The 11,435-nt window shown below is 65.5% G+C and carries 15 protein-coding genes; all 15 read right to left on the minus strand.

The window, feature by feature from the left end; all coding sequences use genetic code 11:
* On the minus strand, window positions 1-471 hold the full coding sequence (locus DSM104440_RS19120) for a F0F1 ATP synthase subunit B (protein WP_171165517.1): 471 nt from the start codon (window positions 469-471) through the stop codon (window positions 1-3).
* A 24-nt stretch (window positions 472-495) separates the two neighbouring features.
* On the minus strand, window positions 496-768 hold the full coding sequence (atpE, locus tag DSM104440_RS19125) for a F0F1 ATP synthase subunit C (RefSeq protein WP_171165519.1): 273 nt from the start codon (window positions 766-768) through the stop codon (window positions 496-498).
* A gap of 50 nt (window positions 769-818) precedes the next feature.
* Window positions 819-1,622, minus strand: a complete 804-nt coding sequence (gene atpB / locus DSM104440_RS19130; protein WP_171165521.1) for a F0F1 ATP synthase subunit A — start codon at window positions 1,620-1,622, stop codon at window positions 819-821.
* A gap of 17 nt (window positions 1,623-1,639) precedes the next feature.
* Window positions 1,640-2,017, minus strand: coding sequence for an ATP synthase subunit I (locus tag DSM104440_RS19135; protein ID WP_171165523.1), 378 nt, complete (start codon window positions 2,015-2,017; stop codon window positions 1,640-1,642).
* Window positions 2,018-2,101: 84 nt separating this feature from the next.
* Window positions 2,102-2,959, minus strand: coding sequence for a ParB/RepB/Spo0J family partition protein (locus tag DSM104440_RS19140; RefSeq protein ID WP_171165525.1), 858 nt, complete (start codon window positions 2,957-2,959; stop codon window positions 2,102-2,104).
* Window positions 2,956-3,732: a ParA family protein gene (locus DSM104440_RS19145; protein ID WP_171165527.1), complete on the minus strand. Its 777-nt coding sequence runs from the start codon at window positions 3,730-3,732 to the stop codon at window positions 2,956-2,958. Before DSM104440_RS19145 ends, DSM104440_RS19140 begins: the two co-directional genes overlap by 4 nt.
* A complete protein-coding gene (gene rsmG / locus DSM104440_RS19150; protein ID WP_171165529.1) occupies window positions 3,732-4,358 on the minus strand; it encodes a 16S rRNA (guanine(527)-N(7))-methyltransferase RsmG in 627 nt (208 codons plus the stop codon). The genes DSM104440_RS19145 and rsmG overlap by 1 nt, the downstream gene beginning before the upstream one ends.
* Window positions 4,355-6,208 (minus strand): tRNA uridine-5-carboxymethylaminomethyl(34) synthesis enzyme MnmG, encoded by a 1,854-nt coding sequence (gene mnmG / locus DSM104440_RS19155; protein ID WP_171165530.1) that lies wholly within the window; start codon window positions 6,206-6,208, stop codon window positions 4,355-4,357. Before mnmG ends, rsmG begins: the two co-directional genes overlap by 4 nt.
* 84 nt (window positions 6,209-6,292) lie before the next feature.
* The gene (locus tag DSM104440_RS19160; protein ID WP_425509642.1) at window positions 6,293-6,970 is read right to left on the minus strand and encodes a dienelactone hydrolase family protein; all 678 of its coding nucleotides are present in this window, start codon (window positions 6,968-6,970) and stop codon (window positions 6,293-6,295) included.
* A 170-nt stretch (window positions 6,971-7,140) separates the two neighbouring features.
* Entirely contained in the window at window positions 7,141-7,455 is a 315-nt protein-coding gene (locus DSM104440_RS19165; protein ID WP_171165534.1) for a hypothetical protein, read from the minus strand.
* Window positions 7,456-7,465: 10 nt separating this feature from the next.
* Window positions 7,466-8,860, minus strand: a complete 1,395-nt coding sequence (mnmE, locus tag DSM104440_RS19170) for a tRNA uridine-5-carboxymethylaminomethyl(34) synthesis GTPase MnmE (RefSeq protein ID WP_171165536.1) — start codon at window positions 8,858-8,860, stop codon at window positions 7,466-7,468.
* On the minus strand, window positions 8,806-10,512 hold the full coding sequence (gene yidC, locus DSM104440_RS19175) for a membrane protein insertase YidC (RefSeq protein ID WP_343034102.1): 1,707 nt from the start codon (window positions 10,510-10,512) through the stop codon (window positions 8,806-8,808). The genes mnmE and yidC overlap by 55 nt, the downstream gene beginning before the upstream one ends.
* Window positions 10,513-10,529: 17 nt before the next feature.
* On the minus strand, window positions 10,530-10,739 hold the full coding sequence (yidD, locus tag DSM104440_RS19180) for a membrane protein insertion efficiency factor YidD (protein ID WP_171165539.1): 210 nt from the start codon (window positions 10,737-10,739) through the stop codon (window positions 10,530-10,532).
* A 1-nt stretch (window position 10,740) separates the two neighbouring features.
* Window positions 10,741-11,109: a ribonuclease P protein component gene (gene rnpA, locus DSM104440_RS19185; RefSeq protein WP_171165541.1), complete on the minus strand. Its 369-nt coding sequence runs from the start codon at window positions 11,107-11,109 to the stop codon at window positions 10,741-10,743.
* A 5-nt stretch (window positions 11,110-11,114) separates the two neighbouring features.
* Complete coding sequence (gene rpmH, locus DSM104440_RS19190; RefSeq protein WP_171165542.1) at window positions 11,115-11,249, minus strand: 50S ribosomal protein L34; 135 nt, start codon at window positions 11,247-11,249, stop codon at window positions 11,115-11,117.
* Window positions 11,250-11,435 lie beyond the last annotated feature (186 nt).

An 11,435-nucleotide genomic window follows, 5' to 3' on the forward strand; every position in this document is an offset into this window, starting at 1 on the left:
TTAGAGCTGCGCTTTCAGCTGGCCGAGCATGTCGGCGTGTGCCTTGGCATCGACTTCGCGCTTGAGGATCTTCTCGGCACCAGCGACAGCCAGGGCGGCAACCTGCTCACGCAGCTGCTGCTTGGCCGACTGCACTTCCTGCTGGATCTGCGCGTTGGCGGAGGCCAGGAGACGATCGCCTTCGGTCTTCGCCGCGCTCTTGGATTCCTCGATGCGCGTGGCCGCCTGCTTCTCGGCTTGCGCGACGATCTCCTGGGCACGGGCGCGAGCTTCGGCGAGCATCTTGTCCGTTTCCTTCTTCGCCTCGGCGAGCGAGTTCTTGCCACGCTCGGCTTCGGCCAAGCCGTCGGCGATCGCCTTCTGGCGCGCCTCGATGGCTTCGAGCAGCCTCGGCCAGATCCAGGCGACGACCGCCCAGATGAACAGCGCGAACACCACGGCCTGCGCGATGAGCGTCAGGGTCAGATTCATGTTGCGTCCCTTCCGGGTGGGGCTCTACTTGATGACGGAGAGCAGGGGGTTCGCGAACGCGAAGAACATCGCGAGGCCCACGCCGATGATGAACGAGGCGTCGATCAGGCCGAGCAGCAGGAACACCTTGGCCTGAAGTTGCGGCATGAGTTCGGGCTGGCGGGCCGCGCCTTCGAGGAAGCGGCTGCACATGATGCCCACACCCACGCAGGCGCCAAGCGCACCCAGGCCGATGATGAGGCCGATGCCGATGCCGGTGAAGGCCTGGATCTGGGCGAGCAGTGCGAGTTTGTCCATGTTCTTTCCTTTCGGTGAGGTATTGACTGGCTTGTGTTGATTGAAAGAGGTCAGTGCCCTTCGTGGGACATCTGGATGTACACGACGGTGAGCATCATGAAGATGTAGGCCTGCAGCAGCACGATCAGGATGTGGAACATGGCCCAGACCCAGCCCAGGGCGATGGCGACGCCCGCCCAGACGATTCCGGCGGTGGCCATCATCCACAGGAGCAGGAAGATGATCTCGCCCGCGTACATGTTCCCGAAGAGTCGCAGCGAGTGCGACAGCGGCTTCGAGACGTACTCGACCACGTTGAAGACGAAGTTGAGCGGCCAGAGGAACGGGTTCGATCCGAACGGCGCGCAGAAGAGCTCGTGGATGAATCCGCCCAGGCCCTTCACCTTGATCGCGTAGAAGATCATCAGGAACCACACCGACAGCGCGAGCGCGAACGTGGTATTCACGTCGGCGGTCGGAACGATGCGGAAGCCGTGGTCCGCTCCGGGGACGAAGTGCGTGAACCACGCGATGATGTCGACGGGCAGGAAGTCCATCGAGTTCATCAGCACGACCCACACGAACACCGTGAACGCGAGCGGTGCGACGAACTTGTGGCGGTCGCCGTGGAAGATGCCCTTCACCTGGTCGTCGATGAATCCGAACACCAGCTCCACGAATGCCTGCTTCTTGCCCGGGATGCCGGCCGTGGCGCCCTTGGCGATCCACCAGAAGAAACCGAGGCCCACGAAGCCCAGCAGGATCGACACGATGAGCGTGTCGACGTTGAGCGACCAGAAGGCGCCCTCGCCAACGGGTTTCGTGAAGAACGTGAGGTGGTGACCGATGTATTCGGAAGGGTTCTGCGCAGCCATCGCTGATTCCTAGTCTCTTATCCCCGCGTGTCCTTCACGGCGATCGCCGCCGTGGACACCAAGACCGTGAGCACAAAGGTCGTCAGGAACCCCGCGACCACGATCTCCTTGTAATTCGCGAGCACCAGCCAGAACTGGACGATGATGAGGCCGATCTTCGTTCCTTCGGCCCTGAGCATCGTCCGGAGCGCTTCCCCGGCATCGTGCATTCTTCGCCGCGTTCCCATCCACCCCGACACCCAGCCTGCGGTGACGTTGACCAAACCCCCGAGCGCGGCTGACGCAGCGCCGTGCGCACCCCAAAGCACTGCAGCGGTCAGCGTGAGCGCGGCAGTGGCAATGAGTTGCCACCGGAGGACGGTACGGATGGGCCTGCTTCGGACTCCAACGAACATGGGCAGACCCGCGGCAAAAACCGCAGGATTATAGCTTTTACGCCCTGCGAGCGTCAAAAATTAGTGCGGCGCAGCAAGGACCGTTCAGCGCCGCTTGAGCCTCTGCACGAGGCCCTGGAGCTGGTCCAGGTTCGTGTAGTCGATGACCACGGAACCACGTCCGCCACGGCGCGGCTTGAGGGCCACGGTCGCGCCCAGCGCTTCGGAGAGTTCCTCCTGCAGGCGCCGCGAGTCGGCATCGAGCTTCGCGCGGCCCGGCTTCGCGCCGGCCTTCGGCGCGGCGCCCGCGTCCTGCGCAAGTCGTTCGGCATCACGGACCGAGAGTCCCAGCGCGATGATGCGTTCGGCCAGCTCCACCTGGCGGGCCTTGCCCAGCGAAAGCAGCGCGCGGGCGTGACCCATGTCGAGCCGGCCATCGAGCACCATCTCCTGGACGGCCGCTGCGAGTTCCAACAGACGCAACAGGTTCGTGACCGCTGCGCGTGAGCGACCCACGGCGCGAGCCGCTTCCTCGTGCGTGATGTGGAACTCGTCGATCAACCGGCGCAGGCCCTTGGCCTCTTCAATGGGGCTCAGGTCCTCGCGCTGGATGTTCTCGATGAGGCCGATGCCGAGTGCTGCGTCGTCGGAAACGGAACGCACGATCGCGGGCACGCGCTCGAGGCCGGCAATGCGCGCGGCCCGCCAGCGGCGCTCGCCCGCGAGGATCTCGTACTGTGAATCGTCGACGGGCCGCACGATGATCGGCTGGATCACGCCGCGCGCCTTGATTGACTCTGCGAGCTCCGCAAGCGAGGCGTCGTCCATGCGCGTGCGCGGCTGGAACTTGCCCGGCTTGAGCGCGGTAACCGGCAATTGCGCCAGCTCTTCCTCGCCCTTGGGTTTCTGATTTGCGCCGAGCAGCGCGTCTAGGCCGCGGCCCAGCCCGCGATGCTTCGTCATGCCGCCACCTTGATGCCGTTGCGCCCCAGCAGTTCGCGCGCGAACGCGAGGTGGGCCAGCGCACCCTTGGAGAGGGGATCGTGCAGCAGCACGGGCTTGCCGAACGAAGGCGCTTCGGCGATGCGAATGTTGCGGGGAATCACGGTATCGAACACCTTGTCGCCGTAGTGGCGCTTGAGTTCCTCGGCGACCTGGATCGTGAGCGTGCTGCGCGGGTCGTACATCGTGCGCACGAGCGCCTCGATCTCGATACCCGGGTTGAGGTTCTGCCGCACCTTGCGCAGGGTTCCCACGAGGTCGGAAAGGCCTTCGAGCGCGTAGTACTCGCACTGCATCGGGATGATCACGGCGTCTGCGGCCGTGAAGCCGTTCACCGTCAGCATGTTCAATGCCGGCGGGCAATCGATCACGACGAAGTCGTAGTCGGCGAGCACCGGCGCGAGCGCTTCGCGCAGGCAGTACTCGCGCCGCTCGATCGAAATCAGCTCGACTTCGGCTCCGGCGAGATCGCGATTCGCGGGGATCACGTCGTAGCCGCCCTCGCAGGTCACGCGCGCCTGCGCCGCCGGATATTCGTCGAGCAGGACGCCATAGACCGTCTTGTCCACCCCCGACTTGTCGACGCCGCTGCCGGTTGTCGCATTGCCCTGGGGATCGAGGTCGACGAGCAGCACGCGCCGCTTGTAGTGGGCGAGGCTCGCAGCGAGGTTCACGGCGACGCTGGTCTTGCCCACGCCGCCCTTCTGGTTTGCGATGACGAAGACGCGGGCCATCACGCGGCCTTCAACAGCACGAGGTGCCGCTTGGCATCGAGCGAAGGCACGCTGAGCTCGACCACGCCGGCCACACGGTGCGTTGCCGGGACCTTGGCGATTTCATCGAAGGGATGGACGCCTTTCATCGCGAGCATCTCGCCGTCGGGTGCGACCAGGTGATGCGCCTGCACGACGAAGTCGGCGAGATCGGCGAAGGCGCGCGAAACCACGGCGTCGAAAGGCTTCGCAGGCTTCCACGATTCCACGCGCTCGCACACGGGCGTGACATTCGCGAGCTTGAGTTGCGACTTCGCCTGCTGCAGGAACGCGACCTTCTTGTGGCTCGAATCAAGCAGCGTCACCTCGAGGTCGGGGCGTGCGATCGCGAGCGGAATCCCCGGGAGTCCTCCGCCGGATCCGACATCGAGAAGCGAATGCGCCTTGGCGACATGCGGAAGCACGGACAGGCTGTCGAGCACATGCAGCACGACCATCTGCTCGGGTTCACGCACGGCGGTAAGGTTGTGCACCTTGTTCCATTTCGCGAGGAGCTCGAGATACTCGGCGAGTTTCGCGGGCGCGCCTTCCGGCAACGCGAGGCCCATCGCCGCAAGGCCCTCGGCAATCCGTACTTCCAGCGTCATGCAAGTTTCTCGGTGGCAGTCGCAGCCGGCGCGACCGCGCGGCGCTTCAGGTGGACCAGGAGCAGCGAGATCGCGGCAGGAGTGATGCCCTGGATGCGCGCGGCCTGGCCAATGGTTTCGGGTCGATGCTGGGTCAGTTTCTGCACGGCTTCCTTCGACAGGCCACGGACTGCCGCGTAGTCGAACGCGACCGGCAGCCGGGTATTTTCCTGCGCGGCCTGGCGCGCGACTTCGTCCTTCTGGCGCTCGATGTAGCCCGCATACTTGGCGGCGATCTCGACCTGCTCGACGACCGCTGAATCATCAACTATTTGATTTTGTTGAGACATTTCAGTGAGCGAGTGGTAGCTCACATCGGGCCTGCGAAGGAGCTCGAAGTAGCTCTTTCCCTGGGGATCGTGAAGGGTTCGCAGGCGCGCGGTCTCGCGGGTGATCGCCTCGCGCTTGCGGGAAAACGCACCCCAGCGGGTGTCGTCGACAAGACCCAGCTTGCGGCCCGTCTCGGTCAGGCGCAGGTCGGCATTGTCCTCGCGAAGCTGGAGGCGGTACTCGGCTCGGCTGGTGAACATGCGGTAGGGCTCGGCCACGCCGCGAGTCACCAGGTCGTCGACCAGGACGCCCAGGTAGGCCTCGTCGCGACGCGGGCACCAGCCCGGCTCGCCCCGTACGAGCAATGCAGCATTGATCCCCGCGAGCAGCCCCTGGGCCGCCGCCTCTTCGTAGCCCGTCGTGCCGTTGATCTGGCCCGCGAAGAACAGTCCGGCGATCGCCTTGGTCTCCAGAGTCGACTTGAGACCGCGCGGGTCGAAATAGTCGTACTCGATCGCATAGCCGGGACGAAGGATGTGCGCGTGCTCGAGCCCGGGAATCGAATGGACGAGCGCCTGCTGCACATCGAAGGGCAGGCTGGTGGAAATGCCGTTCGGGTAGAACTCGTTGGTCTCGAGCCCTTCGGGCTCGAGGAAGATCTGGTGGCTCGACTTGCCCGCGAAGCGATGAATCTTGTCCTCGATCGACGGGCAGTAGCGCGGGCCCACACCCTCGATGACCCCGGTGAACATGGGCGAGCGGTCCAGGCCGCCGCGGATCACGTCGTGGGTCTTTTCGTTCGTGTGGGTGATCCAGCAGCTCAACTGGCGCGGGTGCATCGCGCGGTCGCCGAGGAAGGAAAACACGGGCTCGGGCCGGTCCCCCGGTTGTTCCTCGAGGCGGGAGAAGTCGATCGTCCGGCCATCGATTCTCGGCGGGGTGCCGGTCTTGAGACGCCCAACCGGAAGCTTCATCTCGCGAAGCCGCGCTGCAAGCGAGATGGACGGCGGGTCGCCGGCGCGGCCCGCGGCGTAGTTCTCGAGGCCCACATGGATCCGTCCGCCGAGGAACGTCCCCGCCGTGAGGACAAGGGTGGTGGCGTGGAAGCGCAGGCCCGCGGAGGTCACCGCGCCGGCAATGCGATCGCCCTCGAGGATAAGGTCGTCCACGGCTTGCTGGAACAGCCAGAGGTTCGGCTGGTTTTCCAGGCGGCGACGAACGGCTGCCCGGTAGAGGACGCGGTCGGCCTGGGCGCGGGTTGCCCGAACGGCGGGACCCTTGCTCCCGTTGAGGGTCCGGAACTGGATGCCGGCCTCGTCGGTGGCAATGGCCATGGCGCCGCCGAGCGCGTCGATCTCGCGGACCAGGTGGCCCTTGCCGATTCCGCCGATCGACGGGTTGCACGACATCTGCCCGAGCGTCTCGATCGCGTGCGTGAGCAGGAGCGTGCGCGCGCCGGACCGGGCAGACGCAAGCGCCGCCTCGGTGCCGGCGTGTCCGCCGCCCACCACGATCACATCGAAACGACTGGGGAAATCCACGCTGGAAGCCCGAAAAACCAAGACGCGAATTCTACGGGAAAGGACCCCCCGGGACCCTGCTTTGTTCCACGTGGAACAGCGAATTCAGCGGTCGCGGGCGGCGACCCAGGCGGTTGTCCGGGTGATGGCCTGGTTGCGAGCCGTCGGGTTTGCCCCGACCGTCGCGCCCCAGCCGGTCGGGCTCGCGGCATTGCTGACGTCGGACCGCGTGCGGACCTTCCCATAGCCGTCGAAAGCGTGATGGGCGCCCGGGTAGACGTCGATCTCTACCGGCTTGCCGTCCTTCGAGCGAGCGGCCAGGGCTTCGCAGTGTCGGGCAGGGGTCCAGTCATCGGCGGCTCCCGCCTGGATCAGGAGCGGGGCCACGGGACGGTAGTCGGAGCCGATCTGGGCGCAACCGGGATAGAACGCGACCGCGGAACGGAACTGGGGTCCGTCGCTGGTCCGCCCCGGAGCATCGGGCTGGATCGCGTTCAGGACCGCCATGGCGCCATTGGACCAGCCCATGAGGTGGACATGCCCGGCGCGGACGTCCTTGCGCTGTGTGAGCCAGGAGAGGCTCGCATAGGCATCCTTGGGCCGGTCCCGGGCGGGGGAGATGGGCCGCTTCTTCTGCGTGCAGATTTCCTTCTCGCCGCGGGGCCCGAAGCTGTCGACGAGGAGCGCGACGTATCCGCGTCCCCGCCAGTGTTCGGCCCAGAAGTCATAGGCCGTCGTCGGCTCGCGGCCATCCTGGCGCCACATGCCACTGCACCCATGCATCAGGACGATCGCGGGGAAGGGCCCGGGGCCCGTGGGGCGGTAAAGGCGTCCAGTCAGCTCGACGCCGTCGCCGGGAAAATGGACGGGCTCGCCCTGGGCCAATGCTCCGCCGGCCAGGAAGGCCAGGATGCTGGCAGCCCAGGACGCTGGTTTCACGTGGAACGTCGGGCTCAGCCCATGGGGCGGCGCGCGACGCAGTAGCTGTAGCCGAGGCTCCCGAGCTCCGCCTCGGTCATGCTGTCCGACTTGGAGGCGGCAAACAGCATGTGATTGAGGACGGACTCCGCCCAACTCTCCGCGACCTTCGTGACTGCCGAGGCCGGATCCTGGTTGGCGCGCTTGGCCTGCATGATCGCCTGGGCGTAGTAGGTCGCCACGCGACGGCACGCCTGTTGGACCTGCTGCGAGGCTTCCTGCGGATAGGCCGGAAGGGTGGACGCCAGCATGACTGCGGCGATGGTTGCCACTCGAATGTTGCGTTTCATCTTGCTCTCCCTATTTGCCGATGCAAAAGCGGCTGAAAATCTCGCCTAGGAGGTCGTCGGCAGTGACCTCTCCGGTGATGCGGCCCAGCGCCTGTTGCGCCAGGCGGAGATTTTCAGCAAATAATTCAAATACTTGTGATTCATTTCCCGCCTCGGCCAGGTAACGGCCCGCGGCTTCCAGCTCAACCAGGTGGCGTTCGCGGGCCATGAACAGGCCTTCCCCATGAGGCTGCCAACCTGCTGTTTGTAGCAGCCAGTCCCTCAGCAAGTCCACCCCGGCACCCGTCTTGGCCGAGAGCGATAGCCCGATCCCACGTCCGATCGGTGCTGAGCCGGAGACGCCACCGGCTAGATCGATCTTGTTTCGCGCGCGCACGAGCGGCATGTCCGCGGGCAAGCGCGCGACGATCGCGTCTTCATCCGAATGAGGCGCATCACTCGCGTCGGTGATGAAGATCGCCGCGCCGGCTTTCTCCACCGCGCTCCACGTGCGCGCGATGCCGATGCGTTCGACTTCGTCACCGCCCTCGCGAAGTCCCGCCGTATCGATGAGATGAATCGGCACTCCCTCGAGGCTGATCGTCGCGCGCACATGATCGCGCGTGGTGCCCGCGATTGGCGTGACGATCGCGAGATCCTCTCCAGCAAGGCGGTTGAGCAGACTCGACTTGCCCACGTTCGGTCGACCAATGAGAACCACCGTGAGGCCTTCGCGCAGCACTGCGCCCTGGCGTGCCTCGGCGAGCAATGCTTTCCATTGCGCGCGTGCGGCAGCGAGCTTGCGCCGCTGTGCCTCGATGTCCTCGGGATCGATCTCCTCCTCGGGGAAATCGATGCACGCCTCGACATGCATGCGCAGATCCACGACGGCGCCGACGAGCGCGTTGACGCGCCGCGAGAACTCGCCGTCGAGTGAGCGAGCGGCGCTGCGCGCGGCTTCCGCGCTCGAGGCATCGATGAGATCGGCGACGCTCTCGGCTTGCGCAAGATCGATGCGCTCGTTCAGGAACGCGCGCTGCGTGAATTCACCGGGATGCGCGATGCGCGCGCCAAGATCAACGCAGCGACGCAGCAACATCTGCATGACCACCGGACCGCCGTGGCCCTGCAGCTCGAGCACATCGTCGCCGGTATAGGAGTGGGGTGCGGGAAAGAAAAGCGCGAGGCCGCGATCGATCACCGCGCCGTCGGCGGCGAGGAAGCCGCCAAGTGTTGCGTGACGCGCCTCGGGCACGGTGCCCAGCACCGCCTTGGCGATCGCCTGCGCGTGCGGGCCCGCGATGCGAACGACGCCGATGCCGCCGCGGCCCGCGGGCGTCGCGATCGCGGCGATCGTCTCGGCGCCGGCGCCTACCGGCGGTTCTTCTTCAGCGCTTCTGCGGCCAGCGTGCGGTTGATGTGCCACTGCTGCACGATCCCGATCAGGTTCTGGACCACCCAATAGAGCACGAGGCCCGAGGGGAAGAACAGGAAGAACACGCTGAACATGATGGGCATGATCAACATGATTCGCGCCTGCACCGGATCGGCTGGCTGCGGATTGACCTTGGTCTGCACGAACATCGAGATCGCGTAGATCACGGGCAGGACGAAGTAGGGATCGGGTGCGGAGAGATCCTGGATCCACGCGAGCCATGGCGCGTGGCGCAGCTCGATCGAGGCGAGCAGCACCCAGTAGAGCGCGATGAACACCGGGATCTGCACGAGGATCGGAAGGCACCCGCCGAGCGGGTTCATCTTCTCGGTCTTGTACAGCTCCATCATGGCCTGGTTCATCTTCTGCTTGTCGTCACCGTAGAGCTGCTTCAGCTTCTCCATCTTCGGCGCGAGCACCTTCATCTGCGCCATCGAGCGGCCCGCCTTGGCGTTGAGCGGATAGAACACGGCCTTGATGAGCACCGTGAGCGCGATGATGGCCCAGCCCCAGTTGCCCAGCAGCGCGTGCAGCCACTTGAGCAGCCAGAAGAGCGGCGCGGCGAGAATGTGCAGCCAGCCGTAATCGACGACGAGCTCGAGACCGGGCGCGATCTTCTCGAGCTTGTCGGTTTCCTGCGGGCCGATATAAAGGGGCATGTTGATCGACGCGCTGGCGCCCGGTGCGATCGCTCCCATGGGGACAATCACGCCGGCGGTGTAGAGGTTGTCGCCGATCTTGTTGGTGAAGTACTCGCGCTCCACGCCCGCCTTCGGTGCCCACGCCGAAACGAAGTAGTGCTGGATCATCGCGATCCAGCCATCCTTGGCCTTCTTGTCGTGGGACTGCTTGCCCTTCTCGATGTCCTTGAAGTCGACCTTGTGGAACTTCGAGGCTTCCGTGTAGACGGCCGGGCCGGTGAACGTCGCGACGCCGACGAACGCGTTGGTCTGCGAGGCCTCCTGGCTCGGCGGATTGCTGTCGCGCAGGAACTGGAAGTAGGCGAAGGGAGCGAGCGGCTTGTCGCTCGCATTCTTCAGGCTGTACGAGACGTCGATCTCGTAGCGGCCGCGCTTGAAGACGAAACGCTTCGTGACTTCCGCGCCGTTCGCGTCCTTCGCGACGAGCGTGACCTCGAGCGTGTCCTGGCCATCAGCGAGTGCGAACGCCTTGGCCGACGCGGTGTACATCGCCTTGTGGTTCGGGAGTCCCTCGCCCAGCAGGCCCGACTGCGTCACGAAGAAATTCTTCGGATCGGGAGCCACGAGCGTGAGCGGCTTGGTGCGATCGAGCGCGGAGAAGACGCGCAGGAGCGTCACGCGCCGGATATCGCCACCCATCGTGTTGAGTTCGACTTCGAACATGTCCGTCTTCACGACGATGGCTTCGCCCGACACGGCGGTCGCGGAGGCCACCGTTGCCGCCGCTGCGGGGACCGGCGCCGTCGCGGGAGCCCCGGGCACGGACGACGTGGTGGGCGAAGTCGAAAGCGGGGTCGAAGGGGTCGGCGTGCCGATCGGCGCGGTGGCCGAAACCGGAGCGGGCGGCGCCTTCGGCGCGTTGTGCTTCTGCCACGCATCCCACAACAAGAGCGCGGAGAACGAAAACACGACAAAGGCGATAAGGCGCTGGGTGTCCATCATGTTGGCGGGTCTTCAGTTCAGGGGACGGGGTCGAACCCGCCCGGATGCCAGGGGTGGCAGCGGAGGATGCGGCGCGTGGCAAGCCACGATCCACGCACCGCGCCGTGACGCTCGATCGCCTCGACGGCGTAGTTCGAGCAGCTCGGAACGAAACGGCATTGCCGGCCCCACCAGGGACTCAGCAAGTACTGATAAGCCCGGATGAGGGCCAGCAGGACCGCACGCATTTCAGCGGGGGGCCTTTTCCAGCGCCTGGTCGAGCAGGCCGGAAATCTCGCGGGCAAGTTCCCCGGAGGAGACCTTGTCGACGCGATCGCGAAAGGCGACCACGAGGTCGAGGCCGGCTGCCTTGGCGCCATGGCGCCGGAAGAGCTCGCGAACAACCCGCTTGATGCGATTGCGATGGACGGACGAAGGCGCCACGCGACGCGACAGCGCAATGCCCAGGCGGGAGACGCCGGGGCGACCTGCAAGAACGTGGACTAGCGACCGGGTGCCGCGCGCCTTGCGCGGGCTGCGTAGGGCGGGGCCGAAAGACCCCTGCGCCGTGAAGCGGTGGCGCCGGGAGAGGCCCTCCTTGCGCGCGCCACGCGACATCGGTGTCAGACCGCGACGCGCTTGCGGCCCTTGGCGCGCCGGGCGTTGAGGACCGCGCGGCCGCTGGCCGTGCTCATCCGAGCACGGAATCCATGCGTCTTCTTCTTGTGGGCGTTCGAGGGCTGGAAGGTGCGTTTCATATCGATCCTTAAATAGGCGCTACCGCGCGCGAAAAGCACAAAATTATAGCGGATTAGGCCTTTCAGCGCCATTGCGCCATTGTATTCAAGGGCTTCTGTCGCTGTGGATAAGTGACGCCATTCCAGCTAAAATTTCAAATCGCTTCTTCGCATTTTCCCGACCCCCTCTCCTCACTTTCCGCGCAC

Origin of the sequence: Usitatibacter palustris (assembly GCF_013003985.1) — a bacterium.
GTDB classification, from domain to species: domain Bacteria; phylum Pseudomonadota; class Gammaproteobacteria; order Burkholderiales; family Usitatibacteraceae; genus Usitatibacter; species Usitatibacter palustris.

Excerpts from the sequence above, each read along its gene's own strand:
- DSM104440_RS19145 (WP_171165527.1), bottom strand. The coding sequence starts at position 3,732 with ATGGCCCGCGTCTTCGTCATCGCAAACCAGAAGGGCGGCGTGGGCAAG.
- rnpA (WP_171165541.1), bottom strand. The coding sequence starts at position 11,109 with ATGTCGCGTGGCGCGCGCAAGGAGGGCCTCTCCCGGCGCCACCGCTTC.
- atpB (WP_171165521.1), bottom strand. The coding sequence starts at position 1,622 with ATGGCTGCGCAGAACCCTTCCGAATACATCGGTCACCACCTCACGTTC.
- DSM104440_RS19120 (WP_171165517.1), bottom strand. The coding sequence starts at position 471 with ATGAATCTGACCCTGACGCTCATCGCGCAGGCCGTGGTGTTCGCGCTG.
- DSM104440_RS19140 (WP_171165525.1), bottom strand. The coding sequence starts at position 2,959 with ATGACGAAGCATCGCGGGCTGGGCCGCGGCCTAGACGCGCTGCTCGGC.
- rsmG (WP_171165529.1), bottom strand. The coding sequence starts at position 4,358 with ATGACGCTGGAAGTACGGATTGCCGAGGGCCTTGCGGCGATGGGCCTC.
- yidC (WP_343034102.1), bottom strand. The coding sequence starts at position 10,512 with ATGATGGACACCCAGCGCCTTATCGCCTTTGTCGTGTTTTCGTTCTCC.
- DSM104440_RS19165 (WP_171165534.1), bottom strand. The coding sequence starts at position 7,455 with ATGAAACGCAACATTCGAGTGGCAACCATCGCCGCAGTCATGCTGGCG.
- DSM104440_RS19135 (WP_171165523.1), bottom strand. The coding sequence starts at position 2,017 with ATGTTCGTTGGAGTCCGAAGCAGGCCCATCCGTACCGTCCTCCGGTGG.
- rpmH (WP_171165542.1), bottom strand. The coding sequence starts at position 11,249 with ATGAAACGCACCTTCCAGCCCTCGAACGCCCACAAGAAGAAGACGCAT.
- DSM104440_RS19160 (WP_425509642.1), bottom strand. The coding sequence starts at position 6,970 with ATGCATGGGTGCAGTGGCATGTGGCGCCAGGATGGCCGCGAGCCGACG.
- atpE (WP_171165519.1), bottom strand. The coding sequence starts at position 768 with ATGGACAAACTCGCACTGCTCGCCCAGATCCAGGCCTTCACCGGCATC.
- yidD (WP_171165539.1), bottom strand. The coding sequence starts at position 10,739 with ATGCGTGCGGTCCTGCTGGCCCTCATCCGGGCTTATCAGTACTTGCTG.